The sequence below is a fragment of the Acinetobacter sp. YH12086 genome (genome assembly GCF_013419345.1).
Classification (GTDB): domain Bacteria; phylum Pseudomonadota; class Gammaproteobacteria; order Pseudomonadales; family Moraxellaceae; genus Acinetobacter; species Acinetobacter amyesii.
On record NZ_VPAF01000004.1, the window covers coordinates 67004 to 88937 of the forward strand.

General features: G+C 42.2%; 20 protein-coding genes and 5 tRNA genes. All 25 read right to left on the minus strand.

Annotated features, from left to right (window positions below; translation table 11 throughout):
* Positions 1-105 precede the first annotated feature (105 nt).
* Positions 106-4194 carry a DNA-directed RNA polymerase subunit beta gene (gene rpoB / locus FTU29_RS06200; protein WP_180024736.1) on the minus strand — a complete coding sequence of 1363 codons (4089 nt, stop codon included), beginning with the start codon at positions 4192-4194 and terminating at the stop codon, positions 106-108.
* A 303-nt stretch (positions 4195-4497) separates the two neighbouring features.
* The gene (gene rplL, locus FTU29_RS06205) at positions 4498-4869 is read right to left on the minus strand and encodes a 50S ribosomal protein L7/L12 (protein WP_180120927.1); all 372 of its coding nucleotides are present in this window, start codon (positions 4867-4869) and stop codon (positions 4498-4500) included.
* A 48-nt stretch (positions 4870-4917) separates the two neighbouring features.
* Complete coding sequence (gene rplJ, locus FTU29_RS06210) at positions 4918-5424, minus strand: 50S ribosomal protein L10 (RefSeq protein WP_111885844.1); 507 nt, start codon at positions 5422-5424, stop codon at positions 4918-4920.
* 301 nt (positions 5425-5725) lie between these two features.
* Entirely contained in the window at positions 5726-6421 is a 696-nt protein-coding gene (gene rplA / locus FTU29_RS06215) for a 50S ribosomal protein L1 (RefSeq protein ID WP_078189830.1), read from the minus strand.
* A gap of 3 nt (positions 6422-6424) precedes the next feature.
* Positions 6425-6853: a 50S ribosomal protein L11 gene (gene rplK, locus FTU29_RS06220; RefSeq protein ID WP_004868049.1), complete on the minus strand. Its 429-nt coding sequence runs from the start codon at positions 6851-6853 to the stop codon at positions 6425-6427.
* Positions 6854-6968: 115 nt separating this feature from the next.
* Positions 6969-7502: a transcription termination/antitermination protein NusG gene (gene nusG, locus FTU29_RS06225; RefSeq protein ID WP_078189831.1), complete on the minus strand. Its 534-nt coding sequence runs from the start codon at positions 7500-7502 to the stop codon at positions 6969-6971.
* A 7-nt stretch (positions 7503-7509) separates the two neighbouring features.
* Positions 7510-7950, minus strand: coding sequence for a preprotein translocase subunit SecE (gene secE, locus FTU29_RS06230; protein ID WP_078189832.1), 441 nt, complete (start codon positions 7948-7950; stop codon positions 7510-7512).
* Between the two features lie 76 nt (positions 7951-8026).
* Positions 8027-8102 (minus strand) — tRNA-Trp (locus FTU29_RS06235).
* A 55-nt stretch (positions 8103-8157) separates the two neighbouring features.
* Complete coding sequence (gene tuf, locus FTU29_RS06240) at positions 8158-9348, minus strand: elongation factor Tu (RefSeq protein WP_180120928.1); 1191 nt, start codon at positions 9346-9348, stop codon at positions 8158-8160.
* Positions 9349-9503: 155 nt separating this feature from the next.
* A tRNA-Thr gene (locus FTU29_RS06245) sits at positions 9504-9578 on the minus strand.
* A 23-nt stretch (positions 9579-9601) separates the two neighbouring features.
* Positions 9602-9677: transfer RNA gene (locus FTU29_RS06250), tRNA-Gly, on the minus strand.
* Positions 9678-9715: 38 nt separating this feature from the next.
* Positions 9716-9799, minus strand: a tRNA-Tyr gene (locus tag FTU29_RS06255).
* 54 nt (positions 9800-9853) lie between these two features.
* Positions 9854-9929, minus strand: a tRNA-Thr gene (locus FTU29_RS06260).
* Between the two features lie 98 nt (positions 9930-10027).
* Positions 10028-11521 carry an anthranilate synthase component I gene (gene trpE, locus FTU29_RS06265; protein WP_180121160.1) on the minus strand — a complete coding sequence of 498 codons (1494 nt, stop codon included), beginning with the start codon at positions 11519-11521 and terminating at the stop codon, positions 10028-10030.
* Between the two features lie 117 nt (positions 11522-11638).
* Complete coding sequence (gene gph, locus FTU29_RS06270; RefSeq protein ID WP_180120930.1) at positions 11639-12307, minus strand: phosphoglycolate phosphatase; 669 nt, start codon at positions 12305-12307, stop codon at positions 11639-11641.
* Between the two features lie 77 nt (positions 12308-12384).
* A complete protein-coding gene (locus FTU29_RS06275; RefSeq protein WP_180120932.1) occupies positions 12385-13134 on the minus strand; it encodes an FHA domain-containing protein in 750 nt (249 codons plus the stop codon).
* 77 nt (positions 13135-13211) lie between these two features.
* The gene (gene gspD / locus FTU29_RS06280; protein WP_180024946.1) at positions 13212-15443 is read right to left on the minus strand and encodes a type II secretion system secretin GspD; all 2232 of its coding nucleotides are present in this window, start codon (positions 15441-15443) and stop codon (positions 13212-13214) included.
* A 42-nt stretch (positions 15444-15485) separates the two neighbouring features.
* Positions 15486-16352, minus strand: a complete 867-nt coding sequence (locus tag FTU29_RS06285; RefSeq protein WP_180120934.1) for a type II secretion system protein N — start codon at positions 16350-16352, stop codon at positions 15486-15488.
* Positions 16352-17095, minus strand: a complete 744-nt coding sequence (gene gspN / locus FTU29_RS06290; protein ID WP_180120941.1) for a type II secretion system protein N — start codon at positions 17093-17095, stop codon at positions 16352-16354. The genes FTU29_RS06285 and gspN overlap by 1 nt, the downstream gene beginning before the upstream one ends.
* A 167-nt stretch (positions 17096-17262) precedes the next feature.
* Positions 17263-17589 carry an H-NS family nucleoid-associated regulatory protein gene (locus FTU29_RS06295; RefSeq protein WP_078190459.1) on the minus strand — a complete coding sequence of 109 codons (327 nt, stop codon included), beginning with the start codon at positions 17587-17589 and terminating at the stop codon, positions 17263-17265.
* A gap of 142 nt (positions 17590-17731) precedes the next feature.
* On the minus strand, positions 17732-18163 hold the full coding sequence (locus tag FTU29_RS06300; protein WP_180120943.1) for a thioesterase family protein: 432 nt from the start codon (positions 18161-18163) through the stop codon (positions 17732-17734).
* A 9-nt stretch (positions 18164-18172) separates the two neighbouring features.
* Entirely contained in the window at positions 18173-19366 is a 1194-nt protein-coding gene (locus FTU29_RS06305; protein WP_180120945.1) for a heme biosynthesis protein HemY, read from the minus strand.
* A gap of 6 nt (positions 19367-19372) precedes the next feature.
* Positions 19373-20215, minus strand: coding sequence for a hypothetical protein (locus FTU29_RS06310; protein ID WP_180120947.1), 843 nt, complete (start codon positions 20213-20215; stop codon positions 19373-19375).
* A complete protein-coding gene (locus tag FTU29_RS06315) occupies positions 20212-20991 on the minus strand; it encodes a uroporphyrinogen-III synthase (RefSeq protein ID WP_180120948.1) in 780 nt (259 codons plus the stop codon). Before FTU29_RS06315 ends, FTU29_RS06310 begins: the two co-directional genes overlap by 4 nt.
* 3 nt (positions 20992-20994) lie before the next feature.
* Positions 20995-21912, minus strand: a complete 918-nt coding sequence (gene hemC, locus FTU29_RS06320; protein ID WP_180024939.1) for a hydroxymethylbilane synthase — start codon at positions 21910-21912, stop codon at positions 20995-20997.
* Positions 21913-21934: the final 22 nt, after the last annotated feature.

Below are 21934 nucleotides of genomic sequence, written 5' to 3' on the forward strand. Positions count from 1 at the left end.
CAACTGGGTCACAAATATTGTTTTTTTAACTGAGAAATCCCCCTTGCCCCTCTTGATTAAAGAGGTGAGAAGCACTGCTTCACAAGGGAGATTCAATGGAGCTAATTAGTCACCATTTTTCAGTTCAATGTTGATACCTAAAGAACGGATCTCTTTGGTCAATACGTTGAACGATTCAGGCATACCTGGGTCCATGTAATGGTTACCATCTACAATGTTCTTATAGATACGGGTACGACCTTCAACGTCATCCGACTTCACAGTAAGCATTTCTTGAAGTGTGTATGCTGCACCATAAGCTTCGAGTGCCCATACTTCCATCTCACCGAAACGCTGACCACCGAATTGTGCTTTACCACCAAGCGGCTGTTGAGTTACTAGAGAGTAAGAACCAGTAGAACGCGCATGCATCTTGTCGTCAACCAAGTGGTTCAGTTTCAACATGTACATGTAACCCACAGTTACTGGACGGTCAAAACGTTCACCTGTACGACCATCATACAATACTGTTTGACCAGTACGTGAAATGCCACCAAGTTCTAACAATTCTTTGATTTGTGATTCTTCAGCACCATCAAATACCGGTGTTGCTAAAGGAACACCTTTACGCAAGTTACCTGAAAGCACCAAGATTTCTTCATCAGTCAAGCTATCAAGATCTTCTTGTTCGCCACCAACTTTATTGTAAATCTTGTCTAAGAAATCACGAAGCTCAAGTACAGTACGTTGCTCTTTCATCATCTTGTCGATTTGATCGCCAAGACCTTTAGCCGCCATACCTAAGTGAGTTTCAAGAATCTGACCCACGTTCATACGTGATGGTACACCCAGTGGGTTAAGTACAACATCAACTGGAACACCGTTTGCATCGTGTGGCATGTCTTCTACAGGTAGGATGTTTGATACAACACCTTTGTTACCGTGACGACCCGCCATTTTATCACCCGGTTGGATGCGACGTTTTACAGCCAAGTAAACTTTAACAACTTTCAATACGCCAGTTGTCAGTTCATCGCCTGTAGACAATTTACGTTTTTTCTCTGCAAATTTCTCGTCAATTTCAAGGCTCTTCTCTTTCAAGAACACTTGAATTTGAGTTAAACGCTCAGCAATCGCTTCGTCAACTGGTTGGATTTCAATAAGATCAACCAACTCAAGACCAGACAATAACTCTTCAGTTAATTTGTCACCGCGTTTAGTTGTACCGCCACCATTCGATTCTTGACCTTTCAACAAACGAACAATACGTTCACGAGCTGCTTCTTCAAAGATTTTGAATTCTTCTTTCAAATCTTTACGGTAAGCATCTAATTGAGCTTTTTCAATTGCTTGAGCACGTTCGTCTTTTTCAAGACCATCACGTGTAAACACTTGAACGTCAATAACAGTACCTTTAACACCAGAAGATACACGTAAAGATGAATCTTTAACGTCAGCCGCTTTTTCGCCGAAGATTGCACGAAGAAGTTTTTCTTCCGGAGTAAGTTGGGTTTCACCCTTAGGTGTTACTTTACCTACAAGGATATCGCCCGCTGTTACTTCTGCACCGATGTAAACAATACCTGACTCATCAAGTTTAGAAAGTGCTGCTTCACCCACGTTAGGGATATCGGCAGTAATTTCTTCCGCACCCAATTTAGTATCACGTGCTACACATGACAATTCTTGAATGTGGATTGATGTTAAACGATCTTCTTGAAGCACACGCTCAGATAATAAGATCGAGTCTTCATAGTTGTAACCGTTCCAAGTCATGAATGCTACGCGCATGTTTTGACCCAATGCCAATTCACCGCCATCTGTAGATGGACCATCAGCTAATACGTCACCACGACCCACTTGATCACCAAGGCTTACAAGCACTTTTTGGTTAATACAAGTGTTTTGGTTAGAACGTGTATATTTGATCAGGTTGTAGATATCTACACCTGCTTCACCCGCGATCATTTCGTCTTCGTTTACACGAATAACAACACGAGACGCGTCGACGAATTCAATACGGCCACCACGTTTCGCAAGAACACATACACCTGAGTCGTGCGCTACGTTTGCTTCCATACCTGTACCAACAAGCGGCTTGTCAGCGATTAACGTAGGTACTGCCTGACGTTGCATGTTTGAACCCATCAATGCACGGTTGGCATCATCGTGTTCAAGGAATGGAATAAGTGATGCAGCAACAGATACAACCTGCTGTGCAGATACGTCCATATGCGTCACTTTTTCAGGAGGCATACGTACGAAATCACCTTGGTGACGTACAGAAACAAATTCTTCTGTTAAATTACCGTCTTTATCTACACCTGAATCGGCCTGTGCAATCACAGTACCTACTTCTTCAATCGCAGAAAGGTATTCAACGTCATCCGTTACACGGCCATCAACAACTTTACGGTAAGGCGTTTCTAAGAAACCAAAATCATTCGCTTTCGCATAAACAGAAAGTGAGTTGATCAAACCAATGTTTGGACCCTCAGGAGTCTCAATTGGACATACACGACCATAATGAGTTTGATGTACGTCACGTACTTCGAAGCCAGCACGCTCACGAGTCAAACCACCTGGGCCCAATGCTGATACACGACGTTTGTGTGTAATTTCAGACAACGGGTTGTTTTGGTCCATGAACTGAGACAACTGGCTTGAACCAAAGAATTCTTTGATTGCAGCAGCAACTGGTTTCGCATTGATTAAATCTTGCGGAGACAAGTTATCAGTTTCAGCTTGAGATAAACGTTCTTTAACAGCACGTTCAACACGAACTAGACCAACACGGAATTGGTTTTCTGTCATTTCACCAACAGAACGAACACGACGGTTACCCAAGTGATCGATATCATCGACTTCACCTTTACCGTTACGGATTTCAACTAATGTTTTCAATACATCAGTGATGTCTTCGTTCGAAAGAATACCTTCAACTTCACGAGACTTCTGATCCGTACCCACTTCGTAAGGACGACCCAAACGACGGTTGAACTTCATACGACCTACTGGTGATAAGTCATAACGTTCAGAAGAGAAGAACAAATTGTTGAATAAGTTTTCAGCAGCTTCTTTTGTTGGTGGCTCACCCGGACGCATCACTTTGTAGATTTCTACAAGTGCTTCTTCACGACCAGTTGTAGTATCTGCACGTAAAGAGTCCGCAATGAATGGGCCACGGTCGATATCATTGGTATAAAGTACGTTGAATTGCTTAACGCCGCCTTCAGCCAATTTCACCATAATTTCATGGCTTAGTACTGTATTTGCAGCAATTACTTCGCCATCACGTAACGTTACATCTTCAGCAACAATACGTTCATATAGGTATTCATCAGGAACAGAAAGTTTTTCAAGACCTGCTGCTTCCATTTGACGAACATGGCGCGCGTTAATGCGTTTACCTTGTTCAACAATTGTTTTACCGTCTGTACCCACGATATCAAACTGTGCCATTTCGCCACGTAGACGTTCTGGAACCAAGTCAATTTGATAGCTACCCATATCAAGATATACAGGTACTTTTTCGTAGAACATGTCTAGGATTTGTTCGTTGTTATAACCCAAGGCACGAAGCACAACAGTCGCAAGTAATTTACGACGACGGTCAATACGAACATATACAAGATCTTTTGCATCGAATTCAAAGTCTAACCATGAACCACGGTAAGGAATGATACGAGCAGAGTAAAGAACTTTACCGCTAGAGTGAGTTTTGCCTTTATCGTGGTCAAAGAATACACCTGGTGAACGGTGTAATTGAGATACGATTACACGCTCAGTACCATTGATCACAAAGGTACCGTTGTCTGTCATAAGTGGCATTTCACCCATGTAGACTTCTTGCTCACGCACATCTTTGATTGTTTTAGTTTCGCGATCTTTAATGATCAGACGAATTTTTACACGCATTGGCGCCGCATAAGTTGAGCCACGAAGAATACATTCGCGCACATCAAATTCAGGCTTACCAAGACTATACTCAACAAATTCTAAAGCAGCATTGCCAGAATAACTTTCAATAGGAAAAACTGAACGAAATGCGGCTTGGAGACCGATATCTTCGCGGTTTTTTGGAGTTTTGCCGTCTTGAAGGAAAGTTCGGTACGAGTCGACTTGAATCGCGAGCAAGTACGGAACATCCATTACCTTGGGCAATTTACCAAAATTCTTACGGATCCGTTTCTTTTCGGTATATGAGTATGCCATCTGGAGTCCTCGGAAAGTAAACTAAGTCCGCCTGCAGAACGAACTTAGAAGGAATTACGCAGGCCGATATGGCCACCACTTTCACAAATGCTGCAATTTTTAGTGGTATTAAAACGCTTAACAATATTTTTTACTGAAAAATATTGGTAAGCGTTTGGTTTTATAAATTATTTTTAATTTGTATGATTTTTATATCATGCAAACAAAAATCGAGCCGATTATTGTAACGCAAAAAGGCTGATGACCCAAGGGCCACCAGCCATTTTTTGGAGCCGATTATAAAAAAATCGACTCCCCTTAAGATTACTTAAGTGTAACTGTAGCACCAGCTTCTTCAAGTTTTTTCTTAAGTTCTTCGCCTTCTTCTTTAGAAACGCCTTCTTTAAGAACTGAAGGAGCGCTTTCAACAAGATCTTTAGCTTCTTTAAGACCAAGGCCAGTAGCTTCACGAACTGCTTTAATTACAGCAACTTTGTTAGCACCGAAAGAAGTCAACTCAACGTTGAATTCTGATTGTTCTTCAGCAGCAGAACCAGCAGCGCCAGGAGCAGCAGCAACTGCTACAGCAGCAGCAGATACGTTGAATTTTTCTTCGAAAGCAGAAATAAGTTCAACAAGTTCAAGAACAGTTTTTTCAGCAACTGCGTTTAAGATTTCTTCGTTTGTTAAAGCCATGAGAGTAACTCCAAATGGGTATTGAATGGTGTGTAAATTGATTTAAGCTTAAGCAGCTTCTGACTCGTTTTTCTCTTTGAGCGCAGTAATAAGGCGACCCAATTTCGAAATAGGAGCTTGAAGAACGTTTGCAAGCATAGTAAGCGCTTTCTCTTGGTTTGGAAGGTTCGCGATAACGCTAACTTCAGCACCTTGATAAACCTTACCGTCAAATGCAGCAGCTTTAAGTTCAAATGCTTTATTAGTTTTAGCAAATTCTTCGAACAAACGAGCAGCTGCGCCCATGTCGTCTTCAGAAGTTGAGAAAGCTAAGATTGTTGGGCCAACAAGGTTGTCGCTCAAGATATTGAATTGAGTATCTTGAAGAGCACGTTTAGCCAAAGTGTTACGAACTACACGAGTAGCAACACCTAGTTTACGAGCTTCAACACGTAGAGCAGTTAATTGCTCAACAGTTAAACCTTGATAGTCAGCAACAACAGCAGCATACGCAGTAGAAGCAACTTCAGTTACTTCAGCTACGATCTGTTTTTTGCCTTCGATAAGAAGAGCCATTGTAAAACCTCCTAACGGTGATTTATGCACCTATACAGATGCACTCCCAATTCGTTAGCTCATCACTGAACCAACACGCGGAGGAGGAACAAATCACACCACCGCGTCTACTCAGGCTGGGCTATTAAGAAGAAAGCATAAAACTCCCCTCGCCTGAGGTCTTTGACGCTGATAAATCTAAATTTATCAATTCAAAGTTTGCCTGAATCACGCAATATACGACGAAGCGTTTCTTGCGTAATATTTAAAGCAGTGCTTCAAATATTACTCAGGGCTTTAAAATTCTGTAATAAGTCGAAACTTATTTAGAAACGTTTGCCACATCAACAACAAGACCAGGACCCATAGTAGAGCTTAGAGTGATCTTTTGGATGTAAACACCTTTAGAAGTAGCAGGTTTTGCTTTCTTAAGGTCAGCTACAAGAGCTTCAACGTTTGAACGAACAGCTTCAGCAGTAAAACCTACTTGACCGATCGCAGCGTGGATAATACCCGCTTTGTCTACACGGTAACGTGCTTGACCAGCTTTCGCATTTTTAACAGCAGAAGCTACGTCAGGAGTTACAGTACCCACTTTAGGGTTTGGCATTAAGCCACGTGGACCAAGAATCGTACCTAACTTACCAACAACGCGCATTGCATCCGGAGCTGCAATTACTACGTCAAAGTCAAGGTTACCCGCTTGGATGCTTTCAGCAAGATCATCAAAACCAACAACGTCCGCACCTTCAGCTTTAGCAGCTTCAGCAGCAGCGCCTTGAGCAAACACAGCTACACGTACAGTTTTACCAGTACCTGCAGGAAGTGTAGTCGCGCCACGAACAACTTGGTCAGATTTACGAGGATCAACACCTAGGTTTACAGCAACATCCAAAGATTCTTTGAATTTTACTGCTGGAAGGCCGTTAAGAACTGCAACTGCTTCTTCCAAAGTGTAAACTTTGTTAGCTTCAACAGCAGCAACAATGGCTTTTTGACGTTTAGTTAATTTAGCCATGTCTTATAGCTCCACTTCCAAGCCCATAGAACGCGCAGAACCAGCAATGGTACGTACACGTGCGTCTAAATCAGCACCAGTAAGATCTGGTTCTTTAGTAGTCGCAATTTCTTCTAATTGAGCGCGAGTCAACTTACCAACTTTAGTTTTGTTAGGTACAGCTGAACCCTTTTGGATGCCCGCAGCTTTCTTAAGAAGAATCGCAGCAGGAGGAGTTTTCATGATGAATGTGAACGACTTGTCGTTGTACACAGTGATCACTACTGGAATTGGAAGACCAGCTTCAACTTTTTGTGTCGCAGCATTGAATTCTTTACAGAATGCCATGATGTTAACACCACGTTGACCTAGTGCAGGACCAATCGGTGGAGATGGATTTGCTTTACCAGCTGGAACTTGCAGCTTGATATAGCCGTCAATCTTCTTAGCCATTTCAATTACCTCTGGGTACTAACGCCGCTAGGCTCCCCATACATATAAGTAACGATACCGTTACAACAACAATGCCCGACTCATAACAAATCGGGCGTTTATCAACCAAGTTAAATTAAACCGATTTTTCGACTTGGCGAAATTCCAGTTCAACCTGAGTTGGTCGATTAAATACATTAATCGTCAACGTCAAACGTGACTTATCGTATAGAACTTCTTCCACCACGCCTTTAAAATCGGTGAATGGACCGTCAATTACGAGTAATTCTTCACCTGGTTCAAACATCGTCTTAGGACGAGGTGCTTCGCCAGTATTGCGTACACGTGCAAGAATCGCATCAGCTTCTTTTTGCGTAATTGGTGCAGGCTTTTCTGCAGTACCACCGATGAAACCTAATACTTTTGGACATTCTTTAACAATGTGCCAAGTTTCATCATTCATTTCCATCTCGACTAACACATAGCCGGGAAAGAATTTACGCTCAGATTTACGTTTCTTACCATCCTTCATTTCCACTACCTCTTCAGTAGGGACAAGGACTTCACCAAAGCTATCGGCTACAGCGCTACGCTGGATTCGATCATTAAGTGAGCGTAACACTTGTTTTTCATAACCAGAATAGGCATGAATAATGTACCAACGTTTCATAGCTCTCTTACCCGATAATAAACTTCATTAACCAGCTCAAAGCATAGTCAAAGCACCATAATAAAATAGATGCCACTAAGACTACCGCAAGTACCTGCCAAGATGTGGTCATGGTCTCTTGCTTGGTTGGCCAAGTCACTCGACGTAACTCAATTCGAGCATCTTTCAACAATCGAACAAAGCCTTTGCCTTGATGGGTGGCGTATAATAAACCTAAAGCCACGATGATACAAGCCAAAATTACCCCAACACGGACCCAAACATCATTCGCTGGTGCCCAATATGCTGGCAAATGTTGATTCACCATCATAGAACTACCGAGTAAAATCAACGCGATAACCCACAGAACATAGTCTAAAGGGGAACCAGAATTAACAACTTCAGCAGGATTATTTCTTTGAGGAATTGGCGCGTCGCTTAATGCGTCACGCGATTTATCATTCGACATTTTTGTACTCGTCGTAGGATTCGCGACTTATTATATGACCAGTTGAGCCAGCATCAAGCTTCTTTTTAAAAAAATTTGGCAGGCCAGGAGGGACTCGAACCCCCAACATTCGGTTTTGGAGACCGACGCTCTACCAATTGAACTACTGACCTGCAGAGCAAATCGAGAGTCGAAACTCTCGATCTGTACAAAGATAACTGTATTATATTATGCAGTTACTTTAGAAACAACACCCGCACCAACTGTACGGCCACCTTCACGGATCGCGAAGCGTAAGCCAGCGTCCATTGCGATTGGGTGGATTAATTCTACTGACATTTCTACGTTGTCACCAGGCATAACCATTTCAACGCCTTCTTTAAGCGCGATCGCACCAGTTACGTCAGTTGTACGGAAGTAGAACTGTGGACGGTAACCGTTAAGGAATGGAGTATGACGACCACCTTCGTCTTTAGAAAGTACGTATACTTCTGCGTCGAATTTAGTATGCGGTTTGATTGTACCTGGTTTAGCAAGTACTTGACCACGTTGAACGTCTTCACGTTTAGTACCACGTAGAAGAACACCACAGTTCTCGCCCGCACGACCTTCGTCAAGAAGTTTACGGAACATTTCTACGCCAGTTACAGTTGTTTTAACTGTATCTTTAATACCAACGATTTCAACTTCTTCGCCTACTTTCACAACACCAGTTTCAACACGGCCAGTTACTACTGTACCACGACCTGAAATTGAGAATACGTCTTCGATTGGCATAAGGAATGCTTGGTCGATAGCACGTTCTGGTTCTGGGATGTAAGAGTCAAGAGCTTCAACAAGAGCAACTACAGCATCTTCGCCGTATTGACCAGCTTCACCATTAAGCGCTGCAAGAGCAGAACCACGGATTACTGGAGTGTCGTCGCCTGGGAAGTCATAAGTAGAAAGAAGTTCACGAACTTCCATTTCTACTAATTCAATTAATTCTTCGTCGTCTACGATATCGCATTTGTTTAGGAATACAACGATATAAGGTACACCTACCTGACGAGAAAGGAGGATGTGTTCACGAGTTTGTGGCATTGGACCATCAGTCGCCGAACAAACAAGGATCGCACCATCCATTTGCGCAGCACCAGTAATCATGTTTTTAACATAATCGGCGTGACCTGGGCAGTCTACGTGAGCGTAGTGACGGATTGGAGAATCGTATTCTACGTGTGAAGTATTAATTGTAATACCACGTGCTTTTTCTTCTGGTGCAGAGTCGATTGCAGCGTAATCTTTCGCTTCACCACCGAATTTTTTTGCACACACAGTTGCAATCGCAGCTGTTAAAGTCGTTTTACCATGGTCAACGTGACCGATTGTGCCCACGTTAACGTGCGGCTTATTACGTTCAAACTTAGCCTTAGCCATGCTTTTCTTCCTCGTTTACGTCGAACACAATTCTGAGTAAAACCCAGCTCCGACATATCGCCTAAAAAAAATAAACACCCAATACTTGAAAAGCAGACTAAAAAGCCTGCTTCTGGAATCTTGCGCAACATTTAAAGTTGCTAAACTGTAAAATCTGGAGCTCTTATCGAGATTTGAACTCGAGACCTCTCCCTTACCAAGGGAGTGCTCTACCACTGAGCTATAAGAGCAAATATAAGCACTTCAATAGATATGGAGCGGGAGACGAGGGTCGAACTCGCGACATGTAGCTTGGAAGGCTACCGCTCTACCAACTGAGCTACTCCCGCACGATGTTGGTACAAACCACTTATTGAAGTCTTAAAATTGGTGGTGAGGGAAGGATTCGAACCTTCGAAACTTTCGTAGCGGAGTTACAGTCCGCCCCCTTTGACCGCTCGGGAACCTCACCATTTTACACTTACTTCAGTGTCGTTCTCTCTACTCACTCTCAAACTTTCTAAGATGGTGCCGGCACACGGATTCGAACTGTGGACCTACTGATTACAAGTCAGTTGCTCTACCAACTGAGCTATGCCGGCGTTTCTTAGTGTTTCGTACGTTTCGTATCGGAACGGTGTGCAGTTTAGCAAATCTTGAAATCCTTGCAAGTGTTTTTTCTAAAAAAAACGTGAAAAACTCATAAAATCAATCCATTTGATGATAATTCAACCGCTTTGATCACTGCGCGAGCTTTTATTTGGGTTTCATTCCACTCTGATTCAGGATTTGAGTCATACACCACCCCTGCTCCAGCCTGAACATAGACCTTATTTTCTCGAATTACACAGGTACGAATCGCAATCGACATGTCCATTTCGCCATGCCAGCCTAAATAACCAACAGCACCACCAAAAATTCCACGTTTTACTGGTTCAACTTCGTCAATAATTTCCATAGCACGGATTTTTGGTGCGCCTGAAAGCGTACCCGCAGGGAATGTTGCCTTAAAAACATCCAAAGCATCGACATCATCACGTACTTCACCTTGCACATTTGACACAATGTGCATGACATGCGAATAACGTTCGATCACCATTTGATCAGTCACGTGAACTTTACCGATTTTAGAAACACGTCCAACATCATTTCGCCCCAAATCGATCAACATCAAATGCTCTGCAATTTCTTTTTCATCAGATAGCAAATCTTTTTCTAGCGCTAAATCTTCTTCTTTTGTTTTACCCCGTGGTCGCGTTCCCGCCAAAGGACGAACTGTTGCCACACCATTTTCTAAACGGGACAAAATTTCAGGTGATGAACCGACGATATGAAAAGGAATGTCATTTTCTAGTGTCAGCCCTTGCACCAAGAACAAATATGGCGATGGATTGAGGTGACGTAGTGCACGATAGACCTGCAAAGGCTCACCATCAAAATCGGATACCATACGATGGCCCGGCACAACCTGCATCACATCACCGGCTTTAATGTACTCTTTTACTTTCGCAATAGAGTCAATAAAGTTGTCATGTCCAGTGATGGATTCAAACTGTGGTGCAGTATGCTTATTTGCTTTGAGTGCAATTGGGGTTGCCAAAAGTTCTTCTAGCTCATCCAATTGTTGCTGCGCCTTGGTATAGGCCTCAGCATCATTTACATCGGCATGCACAATTAAGAATAAGGTATCTTTAAGGTTATCAAAGACGATGACGGTTTTTGATAGCATCATCCAAATATCCGGAATCCCGACCGGGTCAGCTTCTGGAACATTATTGAGCTTTGGTTCGATATAACGTACAGCGTCATAACCAAAGTATCCAACCAATCCACCTGTAAAGCTCGGTAACGCTGGCAAATCTTGCTGTGTAGGCACTTTATATTGTGCTTGGAAGTCACGAATGTATTGAAATGGGTCTGCACATTGTTGTTTTTCAATCGAGCCATCAACATGTTGAACGGTCAACTGCCCTTCATTACAGGAAAATACGGTGGACTCGCCCAAGCCAATAATGGAGTAACGCGCCCAGTTTTCGCCACCCTCTACAGATTCAAATAAATAGGCTTGTTTATGTTGTTTTAATCGCGCAAAGACAGAAAGTGGAGTTTCTGTATCTGCCAAGCGCTGACGATATACTGGAATCAAGTTATATCCAGCAGTTTTCAGTTGTTCAAATTGAGTTTGTGTAGTCATTTGGGTTTCTCTATATTTCGCGTGGTCAATTTCAGTTAATTTCTTCTCATGCTGATTGAGTGACGCCATCGAAATACTACACACTTGCTCATTTTCACTTCCTTAACCCTACTTATTTCAACCCAATAATTCTTTTAAGTTATCAACCACGTGCTGCGGCTGACAATCTCGAATATTTTCACCATGATTATAGCCATAGCTGACCACAATACAATCAATACCCGCACGACGTGCTGCCTCTACATCATTGACAGAATCACCCACCATCAAAATTTGCTGTTTCGGCAAGGCATAATGCTCCGCACAATACTCTAGCTGCTTGGGATGTGGTTTACGCTCTTCAAAATGATCTCCGCCAATCACATCATCAAAGTATTCATGCATACCTAGTGCCTGCACAATACTGCGTGCCGGTTGCTCTGGTTTATTGGTCACACAAATCAGAATTTTCTCTTCTGCTTTTGCCCAATCCAAGAACTCTAGAATGCCATCAAAGGGCTGCGTCAAAACACAAGGATCTGCATTGTAAATCTTTAGAAAAGTTTCCAGTAAAAGATGGTGCTGTGCGGCATCCACCTTCCCGGTCAAGTATTCAAGTACGCTATGACAAAACAATGAAGTCCCTTTCCCAATCCAGTTTCGCACCTGCACTTCTGTGACCAACGGTAATTGCAACGCATTTAGACTCATATTCATCGCACGATGTAAGTCAGATGCTGAATCGACTAGCGTTCCATCCAGATCAAATAAAATCATTTGGCGTTCTGCTAAACGAACTTCAAACATAATGTCCCTCTATTTTTTTGTAAATTTTTCCCATAAAAAAGGCATGCCCATGCATGCCTTTTGAGGAATGTCTCGGTTTATTTAAACAAGACCCATGCAATAATTGCAAGAATGATTAAAACAATGACTGAGATTAAGCCCACAGAGGCATTTTTTTGCGCTTCACGCTCTTGCTCTACACATGTCGCTGGAATTTCTACATCACATGCTTCATTTTTCGGAACAGCAGTTACGTCAATTCCCTCAGGAATTGGTGCAGGTTTAGGCACACCCACATTGGTTGGCATACCATCACGAGTCAATTGAACTGAGCCATCTCGCTCTTTCAACTCTGGCATACCTTGATCATTCATTTGTTGTGCTGCGGTTTTAACGACAGGCTCTTGCGTCACAGTCTCAGACGCATTTACTACAGGCTTTGGTGCCGCAGTTTCAGAAACTGCAACAGCTTCAGACGGCTGCTGAACAGGTGTAATTTCTTCTGTTTGCAATGCTTCAAAGCTTTGTTCGATATCCGCTGGGATCTGAACAGCTTTAGCTGGAGCCAATAAACTAAACTTCACACTGGCAAACTGTACAATATCACCTTCTTTTAAAAGTGATTCACCAGTCAAACGGACATCATTAATAAACGTCCCATTGGATGAATTAAGATCTTGCAACCAGAGTGCCTGATCTTTCAGTACAAAGGCAGCATGTTTACGCGATACATCAGATTCTTGCAAAACAATATCTGCTTGTTGATGGCGACCCACCAACATATCACGCTCAATACTAATTTCTTGTCCTGTTAAATCACCAGAAATTGCTTGAATTTTCCAAGTCATGAAGTTAATTCTCTATTGCTCGTTTTTTTCATCATAGCATGCAGTGGTTTCAAAGCTAAACCACTCTGCTGTCTAACCTAAGGCATGCCCGCCACTTTGCCATTCGGTACGGTAATGGTTTGGCGCTTCACCGCAGGCTCAATGGCTACTGGCGTGGAGACCACTGCCGCTGGCTGTGTCATTTGTGGTGCTGTCGGTACCGTCTTATACACAGGGGCTGGCGCTGTACCTTTTGAAACAGGTATGCGCTGTTGATACACATCGTCCACATTTTCAGGTAATTTCGCAAAATTACCGTCATTATCCAATGCCAGTTGCAGACTATAGAGCTGACTGTAGCGCTGCTGAGACATTTTCTTCACATCGGCAGAATTTCCAACAATAGTCGGATGAATAAAGATCAGTAAATTGCGTTTACTGTTGGATTTTCCTTCCGAGCTAAAGAGTTTGCCGAGTACAGGAATAGCCCCCAACCCCGGAACGGATTGACGCCCATGCAATGTATTATCAGAGATCAAACCACCCAACACAATTGTTTGACCATGCTCTGCCAAGATCGAGGTTTTGATCGCGCGTTTAGTCGTAACCAAATCCGACGCTTGGCCTTTATTGTCTTTTACATCAGAAACTTCTTGCTCGACCTCTAAACGCACCGAACCGCCGTCGCCAATATGCGGCACAACTTTCAACGTCACACCGACATCTTTACGCTCAATCGATGTATATGGATTGGCTGTACCACCATTGGTGGTGACCGAGCCTGTCACAAATGGAACGTTCTCACCCACCACAATATAGGCTTCTTCGTTATCCATCGTCACAATCGACGGTGTAGATAATAAATTGGATTTGGTTTTTTCTTTTAGGGCCTGAATCATCGCACCATAGAGTTTGCGTGAACCATCACTGCCTTCACGATAATCACCAAGGACCAAAGAAGTACCCGCACTCACCGCGCTACCTGCACCCGCAGCGCCACCAGTTAAATAACCTGCGGCAATATTCTTTAAACTAGAACCAAAGTTATCAAAGTTAATTAAGCCGATACCACTACTGATATCACCCAACGCCCATTGCACACCGAGTTGATCGGTATCCGTGCCTTCGACTTCAATAATCGCCGCTTCGATCAGCACTTGCTGACGACGAATATCAAGCTGAGAAATCGCAGATTCAATTTCACGCATGAGCTGCGGATCTGCTTTCACAATCAGTGCATTTTGTGTGGTATCGGCAATAATACTCACGCCATTGGCATTAAAACTTGAAATACCATTTTGCGTATTATTGGAAGAGTTATTGCTGTTGAGGTTAATGCCTGAACTGGTGTTGTTTTGTGAACTGAATGACTGTGAATTTGAGCTGTTATTATCATTCATTAAGCTGTTCATCGTGCTGCTGTTTGAGCTATTCGATGAATTCGTACTCGAAACAGCTTGCCCCGTGACCAAGCCTTGTAAGATTTCCGACAAGTTTTTTGCACTGGCATACTTCAAACGAAAGACTTTCAACCCACCCAATCGATCTGCTGCAGGCACATCTAAGGTTTCAATAATCTTACGAATGCGCTTACGTGTCGCTGTATCACCTTTAATGATAATGCGATTGGTTCGATTGTCCGCGATAATACGAATTCGTGACCCTTTCGGGTCTTTTGATGCGCCGGTCGAACTCATCGACTCTAACAGTCCAATCATTTCTTCGGCCTGACTCGATTGCAGCGTCACAGCTTCGATATCATTTTGACCCGTTCCATCTAAATTACGAATAATCGTTTCGAGCTGATAAATATTACTTGCACGATCTGAGACGATCAGCGCATTGGTCCCCGCCACTGCTGACAAATGTGCAAATTGCGGCATCAATGGGCGCAACGCTGGAATTAAGTCGTTGGCATTAGTGTTATCAAGCCAAATCACTCGAGTGACAATTTGGTCTCCAGACGCACGGTGGCGCGCATCATAAGGAATGCCCGAGCTTTTTACATTACTGTCTGGAACTAGTTTAATGGTGTTGCCCGATGGAATTGCCACTACACCATTCACATTCAACACACCGAGAAACAGGTCATAGACTTCATTTTTATTTAAAGGCTTATTGGAAATAACCGTTACATTTCCTCGTACCCGTGGATCAACTGCAAAATTTTTCCCCGTGATATCTGCGACTTCATTGATGAATGCCGTAAGATCTGCATCACGTAAATTGATTTTCCATGTTTGTGCATAACTTGCTGTGCTGACCATAGCAACCAAGGGCACCATGGCATAGGCAGCTAAAGTTGAACGGTTATTATTAAATAAAGCCATATACGCCTGTGTTTCCTAACCCTATAAAGTGATGAGACATCACTAAAAATCCTGTTGTATGGTCATCACTTGATCACCACGTTTGACTTCAAGTTTCACCTGCCCTTCACGGCGGGCTTGTTCTAATAATTGCGCCTCAGATTGTCCTGCACCGACCGCCTGCCCATTTAAAGACATGATGCGGTCACCCGGCTGCAAACCCAATTTATTTCTTAAGGCTGCAGGTGTTCGATTTGAAACTTCAAACCCACCATTAACTGATGGATTTACCCCCATTTCCTGCATATATTGTTCACGATTTTCAGTCATGCGTTGTACGGCCTGACCAATCGCGGACTGCGTTGTGCTTTGCCCTAAATTTGCAGGATCAGTTGTATTTTGCATGCTGTTATTCTGCAAAGATCCGCCTGATGTTGCATTGGCTGTAGGGACAATCGGTTGATCTAATCCGTTTTCAATACTTTGGAACGCCAATTCACGCCGTGCACCATTACCCTGCGTTAAAATCACCTTATCCCAATAAACTTCAGCCAGTTGATATGATGAACCTTGAATGGTTTCTCCAACCAAATAGCGATCTGAACTCTCATTGACCTTAATCACTGCCGACGAGTAGCGACTTGGCTGTCCAACCACCACACCTTGTAACACCATATTTAACTGCGCGTCAGCTGCTGAACTGCGGTTTTCCTGAAACAAGGCAAAAGAGCTAATATTAGGAACTTGCGTTTGCTGTGAACCCAATTCAACTCGGTCTAACTGCATGGCTTGTGGCGGTGCAATCAATAACCAAAATAAAGCGGCTAACTTCCAGCACAGGTACAAAATTATTAAAACTAAGACCACAGGTGCAAGTCGATCTGTTTGCTTCCAATTGATCTCGCGGATTTTTTCGAAATAGTCAGCCATCAGTTCACCCCACTCAATAGGGGTTGACGCGAACTAATCACATACGTATCTAATCCGGCCTTACCTTCATAGGAAGCAACATTCATCAAAAAGCGCTGGGTTAATTGCACATCCAACATGAGGTCTGGCTCAAGTGACAAATTCATCATTTTTTGTTTACGTTGATCTCGAACATCAATCGATAATTTGCCATTATCATCTTTTAATTGGGCCAACATGGCAGGCACATTCATTGACTCTTGACGCTGTGCAAAGCTAAAGGATAAATCCCCGCCTGCCCACTGCATCTCACCTGATGACTGACTAAATCCCTGTTGTGGCTTATATTTAAACTGCACATCTTTTAATTGAATGGCATTCGTTGGCCATTGCCAATCGGCAAAACTTTTTAAGGTTTCAGGAGCAATTTGACCCTCTAAGTTTTTTATGCTGATACTTTTGCCAAAACCATACCCCATCACACCTTGCAGTTTGGTATTGCCACTATGAATTTCAACATTTGCACCCAAGCGCAATAAAATCAAGTCCCACGGGCGCGTGTTCCAGCTTAACGAGCCTTTCAAATTTCCTCGTGTCCAATCTGCTTGCCCGTGCCAAATATTGCCACTGACGTTATGTAGCATTTGGTTATTTTTATAAAACTTTGTAATGAGCCACGCTGCTGGTACTTGCAGCATAACGAAAATTAAAAAACTGATCGCAGCAAAAATGAGCCACCGAATATTATTAGTTTTATTGATCATCCCACCACAACCGATCCATCAATTTTTTTCCATCATTTAAACATTTTTCTTTATAGACACATTATGCATACTTTTTCTGCATAGCCAATTCAAAGAGATAAAAAAACCAGGCATTTGCCTGGTTTAATTATCCTGAACTCAGGATATGACGATTTCATGAATTGTTCTTAAATTAAGAAGTCTTCTAGTTTCGCGCCTTTTTCTAACTCAGCCACTAACCAACGTGGTTGTTTACCACGACCAGTCCAAGTGTCATCTGCATTAGTTTTGCTACGGTAACGTGGCTCAACAGCTTTACGAGTTGATTTTTTACGTTTGCTTGAACCAAATTCAAGGATTTGTTCAACGCTTAAATCTAAATTTTCTGCAATTTCAACAATACGGTTGTACGCATCTTCAATCGCTTGATCTTTTTTAGATGCAATCAGCGCTTCAGCTTCTACTTGAAGCTTCTTTAACTCTTCAACTGATAAATTACTAATATCAGGCATAATCTTTAACTCCGAAATTTCATTTTAATAATGCTTATGAAAACTCGCTCATAATATTATAATAAAATTTTTATTCAATAAATAACTTTCATTTTACTACAATATTTTAACACGACTCCTTAAAATATATAAAGTTAAATTGTATTTAAATATTATTTCCCACTGAATTTTCTAAGGCTTTTATTTTAGTTTTAATATTTTCTGGAATAGAGGTTTTTTGTAGGGTAGTTTTATCCACGCACACAATAACCGCATCGCCTGTTGCAACGATTTTTTGTTGCTGTTCACTCCATAATATATAACTCATACGAAATGCACTATTTCTTAATTCTTCAACGCGCGTTGCCACTTTTAAAATATCAGGATAAACCACTGGGCTTAAATATTTACACTGGCTTGAAGCAACAACCGTAACCACAGACTGATTAAATATATCCAACTGATCTAAATAACCAATCCGCGCACTTTCCATATAACGATAATAATGCACGTTATTTACATGACCAAAAGCATCCATATCCCCCCAAGCGACGTGTTGAGTATGAATCAATGAATATTGAGCTAAATCTTCTTGCATATAATATCCTTATATTCGAATTTCCATAAAATTAGCATTATTTTCAAATATTAAATTTAATTGTTTGGTCAAATATTCCTGCTGATTTAAAGCTGACTTGATGCGTAAATAACTCATTAACACATCATCTGGATATAATTCTAATAATGCATCTGCCTCAGCTTGGCGTGCTGTCGCTTGGTAAATATTCCATTTTGCAAAACTAAAAACAGGCAGCGCAGGATACTTTTCTTCCCAACGTTGAATCTGCTGTTCTACAGCCACATAGTCAGGGTTTTGCTTCAGCATTTTTTGCTGGAACCACAAAAAGAACACTTCTTTGTTAAATTGCTGTTCCAGCAAATGAATGGCCAATTGCTCATGCTCCTGACTCATCTCTGGCATACGAGACAAGACTTTCAACCATAGCACTTTGACCGCATATTTACGCTCTGTGATTTGATCTTGTAAATCCAAATAACGCTGCTTTAAATACTGTAAGTCATCGACATCAGCTTGATCAAACGCAGATAATAATTGTTCCAACCAAGCTTGTTTTGTCAACTCATCTAAATGTCCATAACGTGTCGAACGCAAATACAACCAAGGAAACTGCAACGCAAACATGCCCCATAGCGTGGTTAAACGCTGCTCATAGGCAGTGCTGACTTTTTGCAACCATGGCGATAATTCATGTTGATTCAAAAATTCAAGATGCGTTAAAGCCTTTTCACCCTCTTGTTGGGATAAATAAATTTCAATCCGTTGCAATTCTGCAAGTTCAAAAGCCATTGGATTGGTCTGAGTTAATGCATTTAGTGCTGTTTCATATTGCTGCTGAATCCAATATAAACGCGCATCGATCACCCCTTTTAATAATCCAGACTCAGTAAAAGCTTGCTGAATAAAGTTTTTTTGATCTTGTGCAGCATTTAAAAGCCAAATGACAGCCAATTGCTCATAGGGATGTAGTTTATTAAAACTAAAGACCGTTTCAGATTTACGTTGTTCTCGACTTAAATAGCGTTTAACCGCATACCAAAGCATTTGCACGACTAAACTCAGTAATGCTAGCAATAATGCTAAAAACCAAATATTGGATTGAACTTGCCATTCACGCCAATATAAATACACATAACCTGCACCATGTCCAAAACTCAGCAAACTAATAATGGCGACAACCAATAAACTAATAAATAAATAGGCCAATAAAATATGTTTCATAGTCGATTATCCTATGAGTGCCCGAGTATTTAACAGCGGTACAGAAATAACCGGAATGTCCTTTAATTGTTCTAAACGTTGGCGTATCAATTTTAATGAGGCATCTGGCAATTGCTTCATAATTTTAATAATTTCAGTGATTTCTTGTTGAAATTGAGGATATTGTCCTTGATTTAAAACCTGCTGAGCTAAAATTAAACGTAACTGCATTTCTTTTAATACCAAGCTACGCTGCATTAATACGGGACTCGGTTGTTCGACTGATTCGACTTGAATCCATTTTTGCCAAAAAGAAAGACCTTTTTGCTGCTCTTTTGAACTATAGGGCTTTAATATTTCTTTTTCTAACAATTGATCGATCGATTGCAGAGTATTTTTCACTTTATCAGACTGCAACTGACGCTCTGTCACATATTGCTTTAAGGTTTCACGGTCTTTTTGAATTACCTGATGCAAACTCATGCGCAGTGCAGGTGCCAAGCTCAACTGGTCTAATTGTTGATCTAATTGGTTTAATTTTTCCAAAGCAACAGCAAATTGTTGTTGCTGCATGGCAAATTCAATCAAATCAAGTTGCTGGCCAACAACCATCATTGGCTCAATACTATGGGTCGCCTCAGCAGCAATCGAAGCATTCGATGTCGTTGCAGCCGACATCTCGGTCGTTGTGCCGCTCAACTGACGTTTCAAAGCCACGACCTGATCATTCAAACCTGCATTGCGCTGTTGCAATAAAGTTTGCTGTTGCATCAGTTCGGTTTGTTGAGCATTGACTTGAAATAGGTCAAAACTGAGTTTAGCCAACCAAAGTACGGCGACAATGACCACAACGACAAACAACTTCTTCATGTATTTCCCTGCACGACTTGCACATGCTGCAATATGTGTGTCGCGTTTAAATCTTCGAGTTGAATAATTTTAAAATCTTTGTTCAGTGTTATACGACTTTGCTCAAGTAGCTCGAACAACCTTACACCTAAAACTAAAAAATGTGCATGGCGCAGTACTGATAAATGCGACTGAATCAGGTCAAGCCAATTGAGCCAACTGGCCTCACTGGTGATCAACATACAATATGGAGATGACAACTGATGTTCAGAAATGAGTGTTTTTACTTTTTGAGTGGTCTCTTCCGGTAGATGCCGTTCGTATAGCACAAAATTGAGAACCTGAATGCCACGTGCTAGCAACTGCTGCATCATAAATTGACGACCACCTTCACCGCGCCAAAACGCAACACAAGCCCTGGCCTCTAATTGTTCTACATGGCTTAAGGTGAGCATTCCCTCCGAGGTTTCCACCTGCGGTACGACACTGTGAATGCCATAATCAGCCAGCTTTGCTGCAGTTGCATCACCGACTGCAACCCATTGAATATGTTCGAGCTGCTCTAATGAAATACCTGCCTTACGCAAACCTTGCATTCCAAAGGTAACCGCAGAAGGGCTCACCACAACCAATACATCCGCAGCACTCAACTGGGCGTAGCACGCTGCCAATGCTTCTGACCATGCTCGTGGCTTGAGCTCAAGTAATGGAAGCTCAGCCACAGCAACACCCGCAGAGCGCAGCGTCAAGCTAAGCTGCGTTGCACGATCTGCTGGACGTGTATTGATAAAAAGCATGTATTAATACAGTGCCTTTAAAATTTCACCTGCACCTTGGGCTAACAAGTCTTGTGCCAATTTGACACCGAGCTGTTCAGCTTGTTCAGGAAGACCTACTTGCTGTGCTTTCAACAAGGTTTGACCGTCAACACTACCGACACGACCTTCTAAATGAATCTGACCATTTTCTAAGGTTGCATAACCTGCAATCGGTACTTGGCAGCCACCTTCTAGATATGCATTAAATGCACGTTCTGCGCGTACACAAGCATTGGTCTCTGTATGCATTAAGGGCAAAATTAAATCCAATACAGTTTGATCTTGGCTACGACATTCTAGGCCCAATGCACCTTGTCCAACTGCAGGTAAACTCACAACAGGCTCAAGAGTATGACGAATACGCTCTCCTAAACCCAGACGCTTCAACCCTGCACTGGCCAAAATAATCGCATCATAGTTACCCGCATCGAGTTTAGATAAACGCGTACCCACATTGCCACGCAGATCAATAATCTCAAGGTCTGGACGTTGTTTTAAAATTTGGCATTTGCGGCGCAAGCTCGACGTTCCCACCTTCGCACCCTGTGGCAACTCATCAAAACTGTTATAGGTATTTGAAACGAAAGCATCTAATGGGTCTTCACGCTCACAAATCACGGCCAAGCTTAAACCTTCAGGCAAAGCCATTGGCACATCTTTCATCGAATGAACTGCCAAGTCTGCACGACCATCCAACAACGCCGCTTCTAATTCTTTTACAAATAATCCTTTCCCCCCAATTTTGGCTAAAGGGGTATCTAGAATCTTGTCACCTTGAGTCACAAAGGTCACCAACTCAACTTTCAAATTTGCATGAAGTGCTTCTAAGCGTGCACGAATATGTTCCGCCTGCCAAAGTGCAAGCGGGCTTTGTCGAGTTGCGATCTTAAGGATATTCATAAATTTTTAAATACAGTCTATA

Excerpts from the sequence above, each read along its gene's own strand:
- secE (WP_078189832.1), bottom strand. The coding sequence starts at position 7,950 with ATGTCGAATGATAAATCGCGTGACGCATTAAGCGACGCGCCAATTCCT.
- rplL (WP_180120927.1), bottom strand. The coding sequence starts at position 4,869 with ATGGCTTTAACAAACGAAGAAATCTTAAACGCAGTTGCTGAAAAAACT.
- gspN (WP_180120941.1), bottom strand. The coding sequence starts at position 17,095 with ATGATCAATAAAACTAATAATATTCGGTGGCTCATTTTTGCTGCGATC.
- rplA (WP_078189830.1), bottom strand. The coding sequence starts at position 6,421 with ATGGCTAAATTAACTAAACGTCAAAAAGCCATTGTTGCTGCTGTTGAA.
- rpoB (WP_180024736.1), bottom strand. The coding sequence starts at position 4,194 with ATGGCATACTCATATACCGAAAAGAAACGGATCCGTAAGAATTTTGGT.
- FTU29_RS06300 (WP_180120943.1), bottom strand. The coding sequence starts at position 18,163 with ATGCAAGAAGATTTAGCTCAATATTCATTGATTCATACTCAACACGTC.
- rplK (WP_004868049.1), bottom strand. The coding sequence starts at position 6,853 with ATGGCTAAGAAGATTGACGGCTATATCAAGCTGCAAGTTCCAGCTGGT.
- gph (WP_180120930.1), bottom strand. The coding sequence starts at position 12,307 with ATGTTTGAAGTTCGTTTAGCAGAACGCCAAATGATTTTATTTGATCTG.
- FTU29_RS06285 (WP_180120934.1), bottom strand. The coding sequence starts at position 16,352 with ATGGCTGACTATTTCGAAAAAATCCGCGAGATCAATTGGAAGCAAACA.
- rplJ (WP_111885844.1), bottom strand. The coding sequence starts at position 5,424 with ATGGCTCTTCTTATCGAAGGCAAAAAACAGATCGTAGCTGAAGTAACT.
- hemC (WP_180024939.1), bottom strand. The coding sequence starts at position 21,912 with ATGAATATCCTTAAGATCGCAACTCGACAAAGCCCGCTTGCACTTTGG.
- gspD (WP_180024946.1), bottom strand. The coding sequence starts at position 15,443 with ATGGCTTTATTTAATAATAACCGTTCAACTTTAGCTGCCTATGCCATG.
- nusG (WP_078189831.1), bottom strand. The coding sequence starts at position 7,502 with ATGAAACGTTGGTACATTATTCATGCCTATTCTGGTTATGAAAAACAA.
- tuf (WP_180120928.1), bottom strand. The coding sequence starts at position 9,348 with ATGGCTAAGGCTAAGTTTGAACGTAATAAGCCGCACGTTAACGTGGGC.
- FTU29_RS06315 (WP_180120948.1), bottom strand. The coding sequence starts at position 20,991 with ATGCTTTTTATCAATACACGTCCAGCAGATCGTGCAACGCAGCTTAGC.
- FTU29_RS06275 (WP_180120932.1), bottom strand. The coding sequence starts at position 13,134 with ATGACTTGGAAAATTCAAGCAATTTCTGGTGATTTAACAGGACAAGAA.
- trpE (WP_180121160.1), bottom strand. The coding sequence starts at position 11,521 with ATGACTACACAAACTCAATTTGAACAACTGAAAACTGCTGGATATAAC.
- FTU29_RS06305 (WP_180120945.1), bottom strand. The coding sequence starts at position 19,366 with ATGAAACATATTTTATTGGCCTATTTATTTATTAGTTTATTGGTTGTC.
- FTU29_RS06310 (WP_180120947.1), bottom strand. The coding sequence starts at position 20,215 with ATGAAGAAGTTGTTTGTCGTTGTGGTCATTGTCGCCGTACTTTGGTTG.